This window comes from Thiomicrorhabdus indica (genome assembly GCF_004293625.1).
In the GTDB taxonomy this organism is placed as follows: Bacteria; Pseudomonadota; Gammaproteobacteria; order Thiomicrospirales; family Thiomicrospiraceae; genus Thiomicrorhabdus; species Thiomicrorhabdus indica.
The window spans coordinates 1,503,915-1,523,606 of record NZ_CP033040.1 but is presented as its reverse complement, the minus strand read 5'-3'; the positions used below and the strand labels follow the sequence as shown (position 1 = coordinate 1,523,606).

Sequence of the window (19,692 nt, the reverse complement as noted above, 5' to 3'; positions counted from 1 at the left end):
ACTTAAAAGATCAACAGTAATTTTACTTTAGAAGTCGTAAATCAGTGTTAGAAGTGTTTGCGTGTCTGTTTTTTCTGCTCCTGCAGCGGGGTCTGAATTGTGGCGATATTTAAATCCAGCTTTTAAGCGCATTTGCTCAGCAAGCTTGACTTTAATTGCTGTATTTGCTTCCGTTTTCATTTGCTCAGATCCTTTAGTCACCATTAGGTCTTGAGCAAAGTCGACGTTTTCATTAATTTTGTATGCATAGTCAAGTTTTCCACGGACTACGGCTTGATCATCATTTGTACCATCAGTGAAATCGATGGTTTGATAACCAACCCCTGCTTCACCTTTTAAAGACATAGTGTCAGATTTGAAAAGCAATTTACCTAGACCAATGGAATAGGTGCTATCTAAATCGATATTTTCAAATTCATTTTGTTCAAAACGGGCACTTGCGAAACTGTAGAAATCACGCGAAGAAGAATAAAAGCGATTGTATTGAGTATCGATTAAATAGCGCTCTTGGGTTGTTACATCATCTTCCGACTGGTAGTTTGCTTCCACTTTTCCGATAATTTCATCTTTTTCACGGGCATATTTCAGATTGAGTGCCGTAAACAATGACTCACTTTCTGTATTTCCTGAGGTTGTAGTAAAACCAAATTCACCATTTCCTTTAAAACCTAAGTCATTATTTTCAGCGGATTGAGCGTTAGTTGCTGCAGCGGCTAGAACTGCTAATGTAAAGATTTTTTTCACTTTTCTATCCTGTAGTTAAATTTAACGGCGCCTATTATAGGTACTTATCATTGAAGATTAAAAGAGTACCGAGTGTATTTCTTAGCTTGAGTTCATTGAATCATGAGACGGCAAGGCGAGATTTAAGACTCTATGAATTTGATTTTAGGCAATGGAAATCACCATAATTCAAACTCTACAGTGTCCTGGAATTTTGGTAGAATGCATCACAATTATTGACTATGGTTCAATGCACAAAAATTTTGACTCTGCATTGATGCCAAGATTAGGACTGAAATTAATATGAAGCTGGATTTTTTAGACTTTGAACAACCTATTGCTGAACTCGAAGCCAAAATAGATGAGCTACGCCATCTCGATAATGGTGATATGAACCTTCTTCAGGAAATTTCAGCGTTAGAAGAAAAAAGTAAAAATCTTACGGAGACAATTTTTAGTAAATTGTCTGATGTTCAAATTTCTAAGCTGTCTCGCCATCCGCAAAGACCTTATGCGTTAGATTATATTTCTAAAATCTTTACAGACTTCAAAGAGCTTCATGGGGATCGTGCTTTTTCCGATGATAAAGCGATTGTGGCTGGACTGGCTCGTTTAGACAATCAGCCTGTCATGGTGATTGCTCAAGAAAAAGGGCGCGATACCAAAGAGAAGATTAAACGCAATTTTGGAATGCCTCGCCCAGAAGGTTACCGTAAAGCTTTACGGCTTATGAAGATGGCAGAACGGTTCGGGTTACCTATTTTGACATTTATTGATACCCCAGGGGCTTATCCGGGCATTGATGCTGAAGAGCGAGGTCAAAGTGAAGCCATTGCTCGTAACCTCATTGAAATGGCTGAATTGAAAGTGCCGGTGATTTGTACTGTGATTGGCGAAGGTGGTTCTGGTGGTGCATTAGCGATTGGTGTGGGTGATGTCACCATGATGATGCAATATACGACTTATTCAGTGATTTCTCCCGAAGGTTGCGCTTCTATTCTTTGGAAGAATGCGGCAAATGCGCCAGATGCAGCCGAAGCTCTAGGGATTACGGCGCCAAGATTGAAAGAGCTCGGACTTATTGATCACATTATTCCAGAACCATTAGGGGGAGCTCATCGCAACCCAGCGGATGCAGCGTCTGCTTTAAAAGCTGCTTTGACTGAACGTTTGGAAGAATTAAAACAGCTATCAGTAGAAGAAATGCGTGACAATCGTTATCAGCGTTACATGCAATATGGAAATTTTGAAGAATAAATCTTATAAGTTTAGCGGTCGAATTCTACCGGCCGGTAAGCTTTTTCTGTAATCTAGTCCTTTATGACAGCTTCTCTCGACTCTCTTCAAACGAATGCACAAGCTGTTTTAGATGCTTTTCTTTTTGCTCTAAGAGAGTTTCAAAATTGTTTCCCTCAAAACGATAGTTTTACAGTTGCTTTGAGTGGTGGCGTAGATTCTATTGTTTTATTGGATTTGTTTGCCAAAGCAACTCAACAAAACTTCATCGCCTCAAAAGTTAACGCCATCTATATTGATCATCAACTGCAGATTGATTCTTCCAAATGGGGAGAGTTCTGCGAGCAAAGATGTTATGCGTACAAGATTCCATTCCAAGTAAAAAGGGTCACGATTGCTCGTCAAGCTCGTCAAGGTTTTGAGCAGTTAGCACGTAAAGCAAGATATAAAGCTTTATTTGAAGCGCTTCCAAGAACAAATGGCGTACTAATAACGGCTCATCATGCTAACGATCAAGCGGAAACCCTATTGCTCAATCTATTTAGAGGTGCAGGAGTATCCGGTTTGGCAAGTATGAAAAATGTATTGGAAACAAACAAGGGGCTTGTTTTTAGACCTTTATTGGAAATTCAAAAAAACCAAATTGAAAATTATGCTGAATTTCACCAACTCGAATGGGTTGAGGATCCATCGAATAAAGAGTGTGAATTTCGAAGAAATTGGATTCGAAACAAAGTATTACCAGACTTGGAAACGGTTTATCCGAGTATGGTTAAAACACTTAATCAGACAGCGCATTGGATGCAAGAGTCAGAAATTCTATTAGAAAAACTTGCATCTATTCAGTGTCAACAGCTTTACGAAAACTCGCCAAATGAAATAAATCACTGGGGATTTCCACTGCCTGAAATAATTCAGGAACACTCTAAAGAGAGACATTGTTTTAGTTGGGGGGAGTATAAGAATATGTTTCGTTTTTGGGTGAAAAGCCAGCAATTCCCAAGATTAAACGAGTCTATATTTTACTGGCTATTTAATACTGCTTATCAAACTGAAGAGGACGGTTCAATTGTTAAGTTGAAAGCGCCTTTGGCAGGTGACTATCTGTTAACAAGTGGTGAGCGCTGGCAACTTTATCAAAAATCTGTATTTTATTTACCGGCCGGTAATTCAATTTCATTGAATTTAAAAGATTTTTTGTCTCAAAAAATGGATTCAACTGCAGAAAATCACAAAACAAAACTAGACATTTATGTCGATATGAAAAGGGCTGAGCTGTTGGAAAATATTTGGTTGATTTCTCTGTCACAACTTTCAGAAGATATGCAAACTCTGTTGAACCGAAAAGCTTTGAAGCGTTATTTCCAAGACAACAAGATTCCAGTTTGGCAAAGAAGCCACTGGCCTTTTTTGGTGAAAAATAATAGTCTAACGTCAAACAGTCAGAATCCGAAAGACTATGAACTGGTGGGGGGATTTGGTTCACCAAAATTGATTAAATTTGAGAGTGGAGTTAAAGCCATGGGGCTTGATGGCTCAGTTCCGAAGTTTTTAGAAAATTATTGGCAGACCCAATTCTGCTTTCCTGAAGCTTAAATAAATCTCTGCAAAGTGATGTTTAATTGCATTAAAAAATGAAAATGTTGCTAATCGATAGGTGGATAGATTGATGAATGGGGCGAGTTGGTCTATAATTCCCTTCCATTCTGACAGCTCGTTATCACACTCGATACGTTCTTTTTTTTTCTCTAAAAAGTGACCCCAATGACGAAATATATTTTTGTGACAGGTGGTGTTGTTTCTTCTCTAGGTAAAGGGATTGCGGCAGCTTCACTTGGTGCTTTGCTAGAAGCTCGCGGCCAAAAAGTTTCAATGCTGAAAATGGACCCCTACATCAATGTTGACCCCGGAACAATGAGCCCATTGCAACATGGTGAAGTGTTTGTAACGGATGATGGCGCCGAAACCGATTTGGATTTGGGGCATTATGAGCGTTTTGTACAACGCCACTTTACTCGCCGTAATAGCTTTTCTACCGGTCAGGTCTATGAAACAGTGATTCGTAATGAACGCCGTGGTGATTACTTGGGTGGAACGGTTCAAGTTATTCCGCACGTCACAGATGAGATTAAAAACCGCATTAAGTCGGCAGCTGCAGGCTACGATGTTGCATTGGTTGAAGTCGGTGGAACGGTTGGTGATATTGAGTCTTTACCGTTTTTAGAAGCGATTCGACAGTTGAGCCTTGAAGTGGGTCGCTCCAATTCCTTATTTATGCATCTGACATTGTTGCCATATATAGCTGTAGCTGGTGAAGTAAAAACAAAACCGACTCAGCATTCGGTAAAAGAGTTGCGCTCAATCGGAATTCAACCGGATATTTTGGTTTGTCGTTCGGAAATGGAATTAGAAGCGAGTGAAAAACGCAAAATTGCATTATTCACGAATGTTGAAGAGCGTGCGGTCATCAATTCTCTAGACGCTCGTACAATTTATGAAGTTCCACGAATGCTGCATGAACAGGGATTGGATGACTTGGTGGTTGAACGCTTAAATATACCGGCCGGTAAAATTGATTTATCAGATTGGGATGAAGTGGTTAATGACCAGTTAAATCCTGAAAAATCAGTTGAAATTGCCATGGTCGGTAAATACACCGATTTAACTGAGGCTTATAAATCCTTGATTGAGTCGTTAATTCATGCAGGAATTCATAGTCGTACCAAAGTTAATATTGATTACATTGATTCTGAAGAATTGGAAAAAACGGATTTATCTTCTCTTAAAGATAAGGATGCGATTCTGGTTCCAGGTGGATTTGGTGAGCGCGGTGTTGAAGGAAAAATCAAAGCGATTCAGTTCGCTCGCGAAAACAAAGTACCTTATTTAGGAATTTGTCTTGGGATGCAAATGGCAGTTGTTGAATATGCACGTCATGTTGCTGGATTTGATGGTGCACATTCAACTGAGCTGAATGCTGCAACACCACATCCTGTTGTTGCACTTATTACTGAGTGGACCGATGAAGAAGGAAATGTTGTTGAGCGTGATGAAGCAACCGATTTAGGTGGGACTATGCGTTTGGGCGGCCAGCAATGTCAATTGGCTGAAGGCTCAAAAATTGCTGAAATTTATCAATCAAACAATATTCGTGAGCGTCATCGCCACCGATATGAAGTCAATAATGGCTATATCTCTCGGCTTGAAGAGGCTGGTTTGATTTTTGCCGGCCGGTCTGAAGATGGTGAGTTGGTTGAGACCATTGAAATTGCTGATCACCCTTGGTTTGTAGCGTGTCAATTTCACCCAGAATTCACATCCACACCGCGTAAAGGCCATAAATTGTTCAGCGCTTTTGTGAACGCGGCTAACGCTTACAAGGAATCGAAATAAATGAAACTTTGTAACTTTGAAGTTGGACTTGATCAGCCACTGTTTTTAATTGCTGGGCCGTGTGTTATTGAGTCAGAAGAAATGGCTATGACGACTGCCGCTGCGTTGAAAGAATTAACCGATGAACTACAGATTCCTTTTATTTACAAGTCATCATATGATAAGGCGAATCGTTCTTCTACCTCGAGCTTTCGCGGCTTAGGAATTGAAGAAGGTTTACGTATTTTGCAAAAGGTTAAAGAGGAAATCGGTGTTCCAGTTTTGACGGATGTTCATGAGGATACTCCTTTAGATGAGGTGGCCTCCGTTGTGGATGTTATGCAAACTCCGGCGTTTTTAGTGCGTCAGACTAATTTCATTCAAAATGTATGTAAACAAGGTTTACCCGTCAACATCAAAAAAGGTCAGTTTCAAGCACCTTGGGATATGAATCAGGTGGTTGCTAAAGCACGTGAAGTGGGTAACGACAATATCATGGTTTGTGATCGTGGAACATCATTTGGGTATAACACCTTAGTCTCCGATATGAGAGGTTTAGCGCAAATGCGCTCAACAGAGTGTCCAGTGGTGTTTGACGCAACGCACTCAGTACAACAACCTGGAGGGCAAGGAGCTACTTCGGGTGGACAACGTGAAATGGTGCCTGTTTTGGCGAGAGCAGCGATTGCTGCCGGTATTTCTGGGGTGTTTATGGAAACCCATCCTGAACCAGAAAATGCACTGAGTGATGGGCCGAATATGTGGCCTCTGGGGAATTTAAAGCCATTACTGGAAACCATGAAAGAGTTAGATCAAGTGGTAAAACAGCACGGTTTTATTGAGAACCAATATTTAGGCTAAAGCCTTAAAAGCTCCATAACAAGCGTTTGTTCTGGGGCTTTTTTATGTAAATTCATCTTGCTGTCATTTAGCTAAGCTAAATTTGCATCAAGAATTTTTAGTTTTTTATTTAATAAAATAGGAAAAGCAATGTCATTAATTAAAGATATTAAAGCTCGCCAAGTCATTGACTCTCGCGGTAACCCAACCGTTGAAGCGGATGTGATCTTGGAAGACGGCTCAAAAGGCCGTGGTATTTCTCCATCTGGTGCATCTACTGGTTCACGCGAAGCAATCGAATTGCGTGACGGCGACAAATCTAAATTTGGTGGCAAAGGTGTGTTAACAGCAGTTAGCAACATCAACACAGAAATCAAAGCCAAGCTAGTAGGCATGGATGCATACGACCAGAAAGCAATCGATACTGCGATGATCGAGCTTGATGGAACGGATAACAAAGGTCGTTTGGGTGCAAATGCAATCCTTGCTGTATCAATCGCAACGGCTCAAGCGGCAGCGGCATCTAAAAATTTACCACTTTATGCCTACTTGAAAACGGATAACTATCAAATGCCGGTACCAATGATGAACATCATCAATGGTGGCGAGCACGCGGATAACTCCGTTGATTTCCAAGAGTTCATGATTATGCCTGTTGGTGCGCCAACTATGTCTGAAGCACTTCGTTACGGTGCAGAAGTCTTCCATGCGTTGAAAAAAGTGCTTGGTGACAAAGGTTACAATACCGCGGTAGGTGATGAAGGTGGATTTGCTCCTGACCTAAAATCTAACGAAGAAGCGTTGCAAGTTATCCTAGAAGCAATTGAAGCGGCCGGTTACAAAGCTGGTGAAGACATTATGATTGCAATGGATGCTGCCTCTTCAGAGCTATATAAAGATGGTGTTTATACTCTAGCTTCTGAAGGTCGTACTCTGACTTCTGAAGGCATGGTTGATTTGCTTTCTGAGTGGGTAACAAACTACCCAATCATCTCTATTGAAGATGGTCTAGATGAATCTGATTGGGATGGTTTCAAATACCAAACTGAAAAAGATGGTAAGCGCTTACAGATTGTTGGTGATGATTTGTTTGTAACGAACCCTAAAATCCTTGCTGAAGGGATTGAGAAAGGTATCGCGAACTCGATCTTAATTAAAATTAACCAAATTGGTACGCTAACTGAAACGTTTGAAGCGATTGCAATGGCGAAAAAAGCGGGTTACACAGCAGTAGTTTCTCACCGTTCTGGAGAAACCGAAGATACAACGATTGCTGATATTGCTGTTGCAACAGGTTGTGGTCAAATTAAAACAGGTTCTATGTCTCGTACTGACCGTATCGCTAAGTATAACCAGTTGATTCGTATTGAAGAAGAGTTGGGAGATGCAGCCGTTTATCCAGGTAAAGCAGCGTTTTACAACCTAAAATAATAAAACTTAAATAGTCTTGTTTTAAACAAGTTAATTGAGTTAAATAGGCCTTTGAATCACTTGGTTAAGCTTTGTGGTCAAAGGTCTTTTTTTTTGGAAAATTTAATGCTAAAAATTTACGTAGTATTTACTGTTGTTGCGCTGGGCTTGATCTCTTCATTGTTATCCTCAAATGGAGGTGTCAGCGAGTTGATGTATCTTGAACAAGAGATTCAAAAACAAAAACAGGTGTTAAATCAGCAGATTCACGAAAATCAGATTTTAGAAAAAAACATTATTGTTCTGCAAGATAAACCAGAAGCGATTGAAACTATTGCTCGAAGTCAGCTTGGTTTGGTCAAGCCGGGTGAAGTTTTTGTCGAAGTGATTGATTATCGTCATATTTCTCCTGAAACATCAGACCAACCTATGGCAGATGAAACTCCAAACAATGAGACGCTCCCTTAATAAAAGGTTAACTTTCAATTTGGCAAAGTTTAAGCTAATAAATTGGTTATTTGGTTTTCAGCTGTATATTAACAGCTCCAACTCCACCGTCTTTTTCAGGAGCACTGCAAAACCCGACAATATTTTTTAATGTCTTTAATTTTTGATAGCAAAGATTTTTAAGAACAGGAAAATCATTGTCTGAATTGTAGCCTTTACCATGAATAATTCTGACGTATTTCATCCCGCATGAGATTGCTTGCGAAATAAAGTTTTCTATTGCTATTTCGGCCTCTTCAGAGGTTTTGCCATGTAAATCCAAACTTGCCTCTAAATAAAATTCACTTCGTTTTAATCTACTCAAATCTTGAAGACGAAGTCCTTTTTCATAATATGTAACTGTGTCAAAAGCCTTGATGGGGTGTGAGCTATCTAACTCCTTGAATTCGAGGTTTTTAGGTGCTAGTGGTTGTTTATTACGAATTTTCTTTAAATGTTTTTGTGCCTGTTTTTCTGAACGGTTCTCAAATAATGAGATTCGGTTATGGTTGTTGATAGGAGTGACATCTTGCATGGCTTCAAGGAAGAGTGCTGAATCATCGATTTTATCACTTGCACTTTTATGATTATCTGAAGAGGCGTTTGTCGAAGCCTTAGTTTTCAAATGTATTTTTTTTAAAGATTTTTTAATTGAATTCATAAGTTACACGTAAAGCGTTTAAATCTGCTATATTCAGACTAATTTTTGTAGACACTGATTGGATAAGACATGAAAGTATTGCTTTCAAATGATGACGGATATTTTGCCACAGGTATTCAAGTTTTACTGGATAAGATTTCACAACATAATGGCCAGTTCCTAGGTGAAAGTATTGAAAGCATCTGTGTGATTGCTCCAGATCAAAACCGTAGCGCAGCGAGTAATTCATTAACACTTTCCTCTCCTTTAAGGCTTCAAGAGCATTCGCATTTTGCAAAAGCTTCGGCTCATTTGGATAAAGTGAAAATTTTTGGTGTAAATGGTACTCCAACGGATTGTGTTCATTTAGGGGTAAATGGTGTGTTAGGTTATCAACCCGATATTGTCATTTCAGGCATTAACGCTGGTGCAAATATGGGAGATGATGTTATTTATTCTGGGACAGTTGCTGCGGCGACGGAAGGGAGATTTTTAGGTAAGCCTTCTATTGCTATTTCATTATGTGGGGATACACATTTTGAAACAGCAGCTAAGGTATTAATGGAGCTTTGTCAGAATCGCAATGCATTGCCAGTTTCGAATAATTGCGTTATTAATATCAACGTACCAGATATTCCCTATAATGAGCTAAAAGGTGTAAAAGTAACCCGTTTAGGGAAAAGACACGCTTCTGAGCCGGTCGTTCAGCAGCTTGATCCTCGTGGGCTGCCTATACATTGGATTGGCCCAGCAGGTTCTGCAATGGACGCTACAGAAGGAACAGATTTTGAAGCTGTTGAAACGGGATATGTTTCGGTTACTCCACTTATGATCGATTTAACCGACTACGGTGCAATTGATGCTTTAAATCAGTGGAATACGCAATAAATTTTTTAAAGAACAGTTATGTCAGATTTATCTTTGCAATATACTGAAAACCATTTTGTTTCATCCCAAAATCTAGGCATGAGTTCTTCAAAAATTCGCCATAAAATGGTTGACCGTTTATGTGCTATGGGCTTGTCTGATCCTCGTTTAATCAAGGCGCTTCAAATGGTTCCAAGGCATCTTTTTGTTGATGAAGGGTTTCTCCCCTTGGCTTACGATGAAAGTAAAGCGCTTCCGATTGGTTACCGCCAAACACTTTCTCAACCGTTGACCGTTGCTAAGATGACGCAATGGTTATTCGCGGAAAATGATATTAGCCCAGTAAAAAAAGTTTTAGAGATTGGAACGGGATCCGGTTATCAAAGCGCAATTTTGGCAATGTTGACTCAACAAGTTTTTACACTTGAAAGAATTGCACCTCTAGCCGTTGAAGCCCAAGAGAAGCTGATAAGCCTAGGATTAAGCAATATTACTTTTGGTAATGGGGATGGCCATTGGGGATGGAATGAAAATGCACCCTATGATGCAATTATCTCTGCAGCGGCACCTGAAACGTTACCAACAGAATTGATTCAGCAGTTAAAAATTGGTGGACGTTTAGTTTTACCCATTGGTAAACAAGCACAGCGTCTTACTGGCTATATTCGACATGAAGATCGTATTGAAGAAGTCGATTTGGGGACTGCAAGCTTTGTTCCGATGCTTAGTGGAATCCAACCGGCCGGTTAAATTCTTCATATTCCTTTCTTAAATTTAAACTAAAAAATTCCTCAACAACTGTTCTTATATGAAATTATTTGCAAACCTTTATGATAAAACTCTGCTGTGGTCAGCAAACAAGCAAGCTCCCAAATATCTTGGTGCTATGAGTTTTGCGGAATCATCTTTTTTTCCGATTCCACCGGACATAATGCTGATGCCTATGTCTTTAGCTCGTCCTGATAGAGCAATTTATTTTGCATGGATTGCAACAGTGTTTTCAGTGTTAGGTGGATTGTTAGGTTATGGCATCGGCTATTATGCAATGGATTTTATCTTCCCTTGGTTGGTTGAAATGGGCTACGGAGCAAAACTTACATCGGCTCAAAATTTTTTTGATGAATATGGTGTATGGGTTGTGTTTATTGCAGGTTTTAGCCCTATTCCTTATAAGGTATTTACGATCACTGCAGGTGCCAGTGCTATGGCTTTATTGCCTTTTATCATTGCATCGTTTTTCGGCAGAGGGGCAAGATTCCTTCTGGTCGCACTATTAATGAAATACGGAGGCAGCAAGTTAGAACCTTTTATTCGAAAATGGGTGGACTGGCTGGGCTGGCTAATCATTGCTTTGATTATTCTTTATATTATTTATAAAACTCAAAGTTAATTGCGTTGGATTTCAAATGAACATAAAACAATTAACAAACGTTAAATCTATTTATTCTCCAGTTAAGCTGATTAGTGTGTTTGTTACATTTGTAACATTAATAGGCTGTAGTTCTCCTCTGAAATATGAACCACGAGCTCAAAAGCCGATTGCTTCAGAAAAAACAAACACTTCTGACTTTGTAAAAAAGTCCGATTGTAAAACGGCGTATCAAATTCAATCGGGAGACACCTTAAGTGGTATTGCACAAAAATGTGCAGTGTCACAAACTTTACTGGCACAACTTAACGGAATTGATCGACCCGATAAAATTTATATTGGTCAATGGCTAAAAGTACCTTCAAATAAGGTAGGTCAGCCATATTCTAAAAGTGCTTCTCAAGTTGACCAAATACGAAGGGAATCGCGAGAAGAATCTTCGTCAAGAAAAGTTGAATTAGCCAGTGATAGCACTTGGCAGTGGCCAACAAAAACAAACTTACCGTATCGTTGGTCGAAAGATGCTAATGGGATTAGCATGCTCGATATTGATGGAAACATTGGCGATAGTGTTTTTGCAGTGGCAGAAGGGGTAGTTGTCTATGCAGATGACGGTATTCGTGAATTTGGCAAAATGGTTATGATTCGTCATGCTTCTGGAAAACTTTCAGTCTACGCTCATGCTAGTGAACTCTTGGTAACCCAAAATGAAAAGGTTACTCAAGGGCAAGAAATTGCGAAAATGGGTGCAACAGGAATGACGGTTAAGCCTAAATTACACTTGGAAGCACGCTTTTTAGGCAAAAAAGTTCAACTTAAACCTCTTCTGTCGAATTGATGAAATATGATCAGTTTTACTGAGTTTTCGATTTTTCATCGAAAATTAATGCAAGCACAACCTCTCTGTCTTCTGTTGTTAGGATGTTATAAGTTCGGCATGCAGCATCATTAGCCATAACTTCAAGTGCGGCTCCTCGATTTGTACAATGGGCAAATAATTTCGGTTCTGGAAAAATCTGAGATTCACCGGTTCCTAAAATAATGACTTCCGGTTTTTGATCTAGCAAAGCATCTAAAGAATTAGTCGTCAAACTTCGGATATCCGAACAATGCCAGTCTGAAAAAACCTCCTTTTGAGTCAAAAAAAGGCTTTGATGGTATTCATCGGCATTAATCCTAACCTTACCAGCTTCATAGTTTTTAACGGTATTAATATTTGAGTCTCTATGTTCGGTGAACTTCATATGTTTGACCTTTAAATTAATTTGACTTCAAGCTTGTAGAGTTTCATAAAAATTTGGCTTATTTAACCCTAGATTACGTCCATTTTCAATTGACTGGATGGCTGGCTGTTGTATATGATTACCTACTTTTGTAGAAATCAAGAATTTAGCGTGTAGTTTATACATGAGACTGGATTTCAAGGTCGACTTTTAAGGCTTTGAATCCATGATTTATCTACTTTGCAATCAAACTCAATCTTGTGTGAAAAGGCATCTATCGTGGCAGACGATTTTCAAAGAATTAAAAGACTTCCTCCGTACGTATTTAATATTACCGGTGAATTAAAGGCCGAGGCACGTCGTCGTGGCGAAGATATTATCGATTTCGGTATGGGAAACCCAGACCAAGATACGCCTAAACACATTGTCGATAAATTAATCGAAGTGGTGCAACGTGAAGGAACGCATCGTTATTCGGTATCGCAGGGGATTCCTCGTCTTCGGAAAGCAATTTGTAATTGGTATAAAAATAAATTTGATGTAGATCTGGATCCTGATACAGAAGCGGTTGTCACGATCGGTTCTAAAGAAGGCTTGGCTCATCTAGCTTTGGCGACAGTTGATAAGGGTGATACGGTTTTGGTTCCAAACCCTGCTTATCCTATACATCCTTACGGTTTTGTCATTGCAGGTGCAGATATCCGCCATGTCAAAATGACGCCGGATACTTGCTTCTTTGATGAACTGGAAAGAGCGATTAAAGAATCTTGGCCGAAACCGAAAATGCTGGTGATTAATTTTCCAGGTAACCCAACGACTGAATGTGTTGATCTTGAATTTTTCGAGAAAGTTGTTGCGATTGCTAAAGAGCATAAGATTTGGGTGATACATGATTTAGCCTACGCGGATATTGCATTCGATGGTTATAAAGCTCCATCAATAATGCAGGTTGAAGGGGCTAAGGATATTGCTGTTGAATTTTATACGCTGTCAAAAAGCTACAATATGCCGGGTTGGCGTGTTGGTTTTATGGTTGGTAACCCAGAGTTGGTTCATGCACTTAAGCGAATGAAGTCGTATTTGGATTATGGAACTTTCACACCAATTCAGGTTGCTGCGATTGCTGCACTGGAAGGCCCGCAGAATTGCGTTCAAGAAATTTCAGATATGTATAAATCCCGTCGAGATGTATTGTGCCAAGGTTTAAATGCTATTGGTTGGGAAGTTACACCGCCAAAAGCAACAATGTTTGTCTGGGCACAAATTCCTGAGGCCTATCGTGATATGGGGTCATTGGAGTTCTCTAAAAAGTTGCTAACAGATGCAAAAGTTGCAGTAGCCCCAGGAATTGGATTTGGCGACTACGGTGATGATCATGTCCGTTTTGGACTGATTGAGAATGAACATCGTACGCGTCAAGCAATTCGTGGGATTCGTGATATGTTCCGCAAAGATGGACTCATTAAACTAGATTAATTAAAACGAGCGCTTTGTTCCTTTAGAGGAAGCCGGAGATAACGAATCTCTTAATCAAATATACAAAGCCCTTAAACTTTAGGATTATTCCTCGATTATGAAAACCTTTAAGATTGGCCTACTAGGATTAGGCACAGTGGGTGGCGGTACCGTCAACATTTTGCAAGAAACTCTTTCTGAAATTCAGAGACGTATTGGTCACAATATTGAAGTCTCAATTATTGCAGTTCGTGATTTGAATCGTAGTCGTCCAATCGATACGTCATCAATACAAATGACGGATAACCCACATGATGTAGTGAATCATCCTGAGGTTGATATTGTTGTTGAATTAATGGGGGGAACAGGGCTTGCCAAAGAATTGCTGATAAATGCGATTCAAAATAAGAAGCATGTTGTCACTGCGAACAAAGCATTGATTGCCGAGTTTGGTAATGAGTTGTTTTCATTTGCCAATGAAAACAATGTCATGGTGAATTATGAAGCAGCGGTTGCTGGAGGCATTCCAATAATCAAGGCTGTCCGAGAAGGCTTGGCGGCTAATAAAATTGAATGGCTCGCAGGTATTATTAATGGGACAGGCAACTATATCTTGACTGAAATGAAAAAACCAGGCGCAGATTTTGCCGAAGTTTTAAAGGTTGCACAAGAATTGGGTTACGCGGAAGCGGATCCAACCTTTGATGTTGAAGGGATTGATGCTGCTCATAAGTTAACTATCTTAGCTTCAATTGGTTTTGGAATTGAATTACAGTTCAATAAGGTCTATACCGAAGGGATTAGCAAAATCACTGCGGAAGATATTCATTTTGCAGAACAATTAGGGTATCAAATTAAACATCTAGGATTGGCAACCCGAACTGAAAATGGCTATTCACTCCGTGTACATCCTACTTTGGTAGCCAATGAAGTTTTAATTGCTAATGTAAATGGCGTGATGAACGCGGTTATGGCAAAAGGTGACCATGTTGGGCCTACCATGTATTACGGGCCGGGTGCTGGTGCGGGACCAACTGCCAGCGCTGTGGTTGCTGACATTATTGATGTGATTCGAGCTCAAAGTCAAAACGTTGAAGATCGGGTTCCTGGACTGGGCTTTAAGGCAGACCAGCTAGAATCCGCTCCGGTAGAGCCAATTGAAAACAGTGTTTCGAGTTTTTATATTCGTTGCTTTGCGCAAGACCATTCAGGTGTGTTGGCTAAAATTACTGCGGTATTTGCTGAACTAGAAATTAATATTGAGCAACTATATCAAGAACCTTCGCAAGAGAAGCCTGAAGATGCAACATTAGTCATGGTTACTAACGCGGTAAAGGAATCCCGTTTTAATCAAGCTTTAGCGGAACTACAGGCTATGCCTGAAATTGGTAATGATATTCAGCGTATTCGTGTTGCTGAACTCGATTGATTTCAAAATTGATTCCGTTTAAACCGGCTTAATGCCGGTTTTTTGTCTTTTAAACTTATTGAGTATCTAATGGCGAAATCAGAAAATCATCTAACATTATGTTTTCCAGGACTCTTAGCGTCTCAGCGAGTTCAGGAGGGCTTAGCTCAATTGAAAAAAACTGAGCTTGTGAAACTGCAAACCTTATTGTCAAAAGCAGATTATCACTTCCCTAAGAAACGATGCCACGAGGATTTAACGGCCTATTTATTTCATCAACAAAAAGCTCCATCTAGTGCTATTACTCGAGCAAATGGATTGTGTGATTTATCGGACGATGAATTAAGCGAATATTGGATTAGTATAGATCCTGTTCAGATGATTCCTGATCGAGATACGCTGATTTTAATTCCTTCCGCGGATATTGGCATTACCGAAGAGGAGTCCAAAGCTTTATTGGAAAACTTTAATCAACACTTCTCACAAGATGGACTTAAATTAATTTTTGGGGATGCTCACCAGTGGTTTTTATCGATAAAACAACCGGTTGCGATTGAAACAACACCGCTTTATCAAGTTGCTTATCAGAGTGTGAACAATCATTATCCAGAAGGACCGGCCGGTAATTATTGGCGACAATTGATGAATGAAACACAAATGTTGTTTTATAACCATGAAGTGAATCACCAGCGTCGTCTTTTGAATCTTCCCGAAATTAATAGTGTTTGGGTTTGGGGGGAAGGTGGAATTGACCTAGATAAGATTAACCAAAGAAATAATGCCGTTTTATTGTCTAATTCCGACTACTCAAAAGGCTTGGCTAAGTTTTCTGGTGCCGAGTTTGCTGCGACTCCAAAATCCTTCAAAGCTTGTAGAAACCAGATTTTATCATCACACCATACTCTTATTGAATTTAACGATCAGACTTTTTCTGGCGTATCTCTTGAACAAATGACACTTGAGCAATGGCTTGATTTACTGTGTTTTTTGGAGAAAAATTGGTTTGAACCGGTTTTCGAGTCCGTAAAGAACAAGGAGCTTGATTCAGTGTTATTAGAGCTAGGTGCTAATAAACAGTTTCTAATTACTTCCAAGACTTTAAAGCGTTTTTGGCGTTGGAAAAAATCCTGGTTAGCGATATCTAATTAATCAGCTAAACATCATTAACTTCGACCCCAGTGAAAGCCAACTTCGGTATAATTTCGAACAAAATTAAAATTACATTAGGTTAATAAAATGAACTTTATTGAAACACGTGGCAATGATGGTCAACGTCCAACTTCGATTACTTTTTCTCAAGCGATTCTAAGTCCAATGTCTTCATTTGGTGGCATCTATTCACCTGAGTATTTACCAACATTACGTGAAGACTTTTTGAATGATCATGTAGATTCAGGATACAAAGTACTGGCTAAAGACTTATTGAAAGCATTTGAAGTGGACATTGAAGACAGCGTTATTGATGAGGCGCTTGCACTTTACGATAAGTTTGATGATCCAAAAAATCCGGTGCCTGTTGTAAAGGTGTATGAAGATCTTTATGTTTCTGAATTATTTCATGGTCCAACCCGCGCCTTCAAAGATATGGCATTACAACCTTTTGGAAAGGTATTGTCTGCAGTGGCGCAATCACGAGGTGAGAAATATCTGATATTAGCAGCGACTTCGGGTGACACTGGACCTGCCGCTCTTGAGACCTTTAAAAATCGCGACAATATTCAAGTCGCATGCTTGTATCCAGATGGTGGAACTTCAGATGTTCAACGCCTACAGATGGTTACAGAAGATGCGCAAAACTTAAAAGTCATAGGAATTCATGGCGATTTTGATGATGCACAATCTGCATTAAAAACTTTGTTAACCTCTGAAAAATTTAATGAAGCTCTAAAAGTTCACAATACTTCTTTGTCGGCAGCCAACTCTGTAAACTTTGGACGAATTATTTTCCAGACAATTTACCATGTGTACAGTTATCTTGAATTAGTTCGTCAAGGTGCAATCAAGATGGGTGAAGAGGTCTTCCTAAATGTTCCAAGTGGAAACTTTGGAAATGCATTAGGTGGTTACTATGCAATGAAAATGGGCTTGCCGATTAAGCAAATACACATTTCATCGAACAATAACAATGTTTTAACACGTTTTATTACGACGGGTGAATATGACTTACGTGATGCTTCCGTGATTCCAACGACTTCACCTGCAATGGATATTTTGAAATCTTCGAACGTTGAACGTATCTTATTTGATATGTTTGGTGCAGAGCGTACCAAAGAATTAATGCTTCAATTAGATGCTGAGAAATTTTACGCGTTGACAGAAGAGGAATTGACACAAGTACAAGCTGTGTTTGCAGCAGACTATTGTAATGATCAAGAAGGTTTGGAATATATCAAACAAGCCTTTGAAGTGGATTATTTAATGTGTCCGCATACCGCGACCTGTTTCAAAACCTATGAGACGCATGCAAAAGACAAAAATATCAAAACCATTGCTTATGCGACGGCTGAATGGACTAAATTTTCTCCAAACATTGCACTTGCAATCACCGGTGAAAAACCTGAACATGATATTGACGCACTCAAACTGATTGCTGATCAAGCAAATGTTGTTGTACCACAACAGATTGCCGAATTATTCGACAAGCCAATTTCACAAAAAACTTTGGTTGATAAGCAAGAAATTGAAGCTGCTATTCTTGAGTTTTTAAACCAATAAGCCTCATTCAGTTTTTAAGTAAAAAGCACGTCATTAATAAATAAATGGCGTGCTTTTTTCGTTTCAGGAGTTTGCTTTATTCAAGAATCTTACATTAACTGCGCAGTCAAAATTCGCAGTTGTAATGTTGTTTGATTCATAAAATGATTCAAGCTGGGTTGAAATGCAATTTTAATTTGATCGCCAACGGCGAAGGGTATTTCCTCAGATGCATCGTTTAATGCATTGAAATAAACAGCATTAATGTGTTGTTGATGTTCGGATACCAGCTTAAATGACAAATGGGTTCTAGTTTTGCCAATGACTCTAACAGCATCTATGGCAAACTTACCTGCAAAACAGGGACTAGGCCATGCACGACCAAAGGGTTGTAGTGCATTAATCTCGTCGATTAATTGTGGGGTTAATTGCCAAGGTTGAAGTTCCCCATCTGTCTCAACAAAAGGATAGGGCGGTTCTTCACCAATCTGCTTTTGAATGGCTGCTTCAAACTCTTCTTGAAATATTTCAAAATCTATTTGTTGTATCATGCAACCGGCTGCACCAGCATGACCGCCCATCGATTTAAAGATACCCGGCCGGTTATTTTCAATTGATTGAAACGCTTCTCGTAAATCGATATTTGGGACAATTCCACGTCCACTTCCTGCAAGATACCCATCCTCTAATTCCGTCATAGCCACCGTCGGTATTCCATATTTTTCACCTATACGTGAAGCAATAATCCCTTGAATACCAGCGTTGCCCTGCATTTTAATCGCCAAACTATACCGGCCGGGTTGATATAGGTTGTCGGCAATTTCTGATGCTTGCAGAAGCATCGAGTTTTGCTGTTCACGGCGGTTTAAATTATCGGTGTCGAGTTGTTGCAGGTAATACTGCGCTTCTTCTAAGCTTTTTGCTGTCAAAAAGCGATAAGCGGTGGTTACATCACTGACTCGGCTAGCGGCATTAATACGGGTTGCGACTTGAAAGCCTAGAAATTCAGCATCAAAATCTTGATGGTTATTATTGTTTAGCTGTCGCATTGCTTGCCATGCTGGCGAGTTAAGTTGATTAATTTGTTGTAGCCCAGCTAAAACAACTGCTCGATTATTAGGACTTTGTAGACTGACGCTGTCTGCGACAGTACCCAAAGCAACGTTCATTAATAGGTTTTTTAATGTAGGAGAATTTGCAGAAAGCACATTTCGTTGAATTAATTCTTGTCTAACCTGAGTCATGACGAGAAAAATTACAAAACAGCCCGCAACGGTTTTGTCATAATCACACTCAGGTTGCTGAGGATTAACTGTACAAACTGCGCTTTCGGGAACACCTTCCAGTGGAATTTGGTGATGATCTGTCACACACACCTGAATACCATGAGATTTCAGACGAGCAATTCTGGCTTCATCGCTTGAACCTTGATCGGCTGAAATTACAAGCGAGACCGATTGTTGAAGTTCTAGAATTCTTTCTACCACTTCCTCGGTAATTCCGTAACCAGATTTACGTTCGCCAATAATTTGTTGAATCCTGGATTCAGGCACATCAAAATGTTCAATCAAAGCGGTTCTAGCGACCCAAGCAGAGGTAACGCCATCGGTGTCATAATCAGTCGCTAAAACGATTAAACCATCTGATTGAATTGCGTCTGCAATAATGCCGGCCGCTTTTTTTGCACCGTAAAGTTGATTTGGGTTTTGCAGGTTTTTAAGTTTTGGAAAAACAATGTATTCAAGATCTTCTGTTTGGTTTATTCGATTTGCGACAAGCTTGGCTTGCAGATCGGTTAAACCTAAACTTTTTGCTTTTTCAAACACGGATGAATTTGTATTTCTAAGGAGGATTTTTGGCTGCGGAGGCGTTTTCATTGGTATTTTATTCATCCAATTATTTTAACAGCAATCCTCTATTATTTGATCCTTCCTTTACTAAACTCTAATACATTCAACTGGACGAAACA

The 19,692-nt window shown here is 39.6% G+C and carries 18 protein-coding genes; 14 read left to right on the top strand and 4 right to left on the bottom strand.

What is annotated here, in order from left to right; genetic code table 11:
* Positions 1-27: 27 nt before the first annotated feature.
* Positions 28-744, bottom strand: a complete 717-nt coding sequence (locus tag D9T12_RS06505) for a DUF481 domain-containing protein (RefSeq protein ID WP_130537412.1) — start codon at positions 742-744, stop codon at positions 28-30.
* 282 nt (positions 745-1,026) lie between these two features.
* Here D9T12_RS06505 and accA point away from each other — a divergent pair, with 282 nt between their 5' ends.
* From accA to D9T12_RS06475, 6 genes are all read left to right on the top strand, one after another.
* Positions 1,027-1,980: an acetyl-CoA carboxylase carboxyl transferase subunit alpha gene (gene accA / locus D9T12_RS06500; RefSeq protein WP_130537411.1), complete on the top strand. Its 954-nt coding sequence runs from the start codon at positions 1,027-1,029 to the stop codon at positions 1,978-1,980.
* A 63-nt stretch (positions 1,981-2,043) separates the two neighbouring features.
* A complete protein-coding gene (gene tilS, locus D9T12_RS06495; RefSeq protein WP_130537410.1) occupies positions 2,044-3,555 on the top strand; it encodes a tRNA lysidine(34) synthetase TilS in 1,512 nt (503 codons plus the stop codon).
* 168 nt (positions 3,556-3,723) lie between these two features.
* On the top strand, positions 3,724-5,352 hold the full coding sequence (locus tag D9T12_RS06490) for a CTP synthase (RefSeq protein WP_130537409.1): 1,629 nt from the start codon (positions 3,724-3,726) through the stop codon (positions 5,350-5,352).
* On the top strand, positions 5,353-6,192 hold the full coding sequence (gene kdsA / locus D9T12_RS06485; protein WP_130537408.1) for a 3-deoxy-8-phosphooctulonate synthase: 840 nt from the start codon (positions 5,353-5,355) through the stop codon (positions 6,190-6,192).
* 129 nt (positions 6,193-6,321) lie between these two features.
* Entirely contained in the window at positions 6,322-7,602 is a 1,281-nt protein-coding gene (gene eno / locus D9T12_RS06480; RefSeq protein ID WP_130537407.1) for a phosphopyruvate hydratase, read from the top strand.
* A 105-nt stretch (positions 7,603-7,707) separates the two neighbouring features.
* The gene (locus D9T12_RS06475; protein ID WP_130537406.1) at positions 7,708-8,049 is read left to right on the top strand and encodes an FtsB family cell division protein; all 342 of its coding nucleotides are present in this window, start codon (positions 7,708-7,710) and stop codon (positions 8,047-8,049) included.
* A gap of 46 nt (positions 8,050-8,095) precedes the next feature.
* Here D9T12_RS06475 and D9T12_RS06470 read toward each other — a convergent pair whose 3' ends face one another.
* The gene (locus D9T12_RS06470; RefSeq protein ID WP_130537405.1) at positions 8,096-8,728 is read right to left on the bottom strand and encodes a Smr/MutS family protein; all 633 of its coding nucleotides are present in this window, start codon (positions 8,726-8,728) and stop codon (positions 8,096-8,098) included.
* Between the two features lie 69 nt (positions 8,729-8,797).
* Between D9T12_RS06470 and surE the strand changes: the two genes are divergently transcribed.
* Genes surE through D9T12_RS06450 form a run of 4 tightly spaced genes read left to right on the top strand, consistent with a single transcriptional unit; the run spans position 8,798 to position 11,781 of the window.
* Positions 8,798-9,595 (top strand): 5'/3'-nucleotidase SurE, encoded by a 798-nt coding sequence (surE, locus tag D9T12_RS06465; protein WP_130537404.1) that lies wholly within the window; start codon positions 8,798-8,800, stop codon positions 9,593-9,595.
* Positions 9,596-9,613: 18 nt separating this feature from the next.
* Positions 9,614-10,324 carry a protein-L-isoaspartate(D-aspartate) O-methyltransferase gene (locus D9T12_RS06460; RefSeq protein ID WP_130537403.1) on the top strand — a complete coding sequence of 237 codons (711 nt, stop codon included), beginning with the start codon at positions 9,614-9,616 and terminating at the stop codon, positions 10,322-10,324.
* Positions 10,325-10,382: 58 nt separating this feature from the next.
* Positions 10,383-10,964 carry a YqaA family protein gene (locus tag D9T12_RS06455; RefSeq protein ID WP_130537402.1) on the top strand — a complete coding sequence of 194 codons (582 nt, stop codon included), beginning with the start codon at positions 10,383-10,385 and terminating at the stop codon, positions 10,962-10,964.
* Between the two features lie 16 nt (positions 10,965-10,980).
* Complete coding sequence (locus D9T12_RS06450) at positions 10,981-11,781, top strand: peptidoglycan DD-metalloendopeptidase family protein (RefSeq protein ID WP_130537401.1); 801 nt, start codon at positions 10,981-10,983, stop codon at positions 11,779-11,781.
* A 16-nt stretch (positions 11,782-11,797) separates the two neighbouring features.
* Here D9T12_RS06450 and D9T12_RS06445 read toward each other — a convergent pair whose 3' ends face one another.
* Positions 11,798-12,187 carry an Mth938-like domain-containing protein gene (locus D9T12_RS06445; RefSeq protein ID WP_130537400.1) on the bottom strand — a complete coding sequence of 130 codons (390 nt, stop codon included), beginning with the start codon at positions 12,185-12,187 and terminating at the stop codon, positions 11,798-11,800.
* 258 nt (positions 12,188-12,445) lie between these two features.
* Here D9T12_RS06445 and alaC point away from each other — a divergent pair, with 258 nt between their 5' ends.
* From alaC to thrC, 4 genes are all read left to right on the top strand, one after another.
* Positions 12,446-13,642 (top strand): alanine transaminase, encoded by a 1,197-nt coding sequence (gene alaC, locus D9T12_RS06440; protein WP_206199076.1) that lies wholly within the window; start codon positions 12,446-12,448, stop codon positions 13,640-13,642.
* Positions 13,643-13,739: 97 nt separating this feature from the next.
* Positions 13,740-15,050 carry a homoserine dehydrogenase gene (locus D9T12_RS06435; RefSeq protein WP_130537399.1) on the top strand — a complete coding sequence of 437 codons (1,311 nt, stop codon included), beginning with the start codon at positions 13,740-13,742 and terminating at the stop codon, positions 15,048-15,050.
* 69 nt (positions 15,051-15,119) lie between these two features.
* Positions 15,120-16,178 carry a hypothetical protein gene (locus D9T12_RS06430; RefSeq protein ID WP_130537398.1) on the top strand — a complete coding sequence of 353 codons (1,059 nt, stop codon included), beginning with the start codon at positions 15,120-15,122 and terminating at the stop codon, positions 16,176-16,178.
* Positions 16,179-16,265: 87 nt separating this feature from the next.
* On the top strand, positions 16,266-17,744 hold the full coding sequence (thrC, locus tag D9T12_RS06425; protein ID WP_130537397.1) for a threonine synthase: 1,479 nt from the start codon (positions 16,266-16,268) through the stop codon (positions 17,742-17,744).
* Positions 17,745-17,833: 89 nt separating this feature from the next.
* Here thrC and D9T12_RS06420 read toward each other — a convergent pair whose 3' ends face one another.
* Complete coding sequence (locus D9T12_RS06420; RefSeq protein ID WP_130538549.1) at positions 17,834-19,600, bottom strand: single-stranded-DNA-specific exonuclease RecJ; 1,767 nt, start codon at positions 19,598-19,600, stop codon at positions 17,834-17,836.
* Positions 19,601-19,692: the final 92 nt, after the last annotated feature.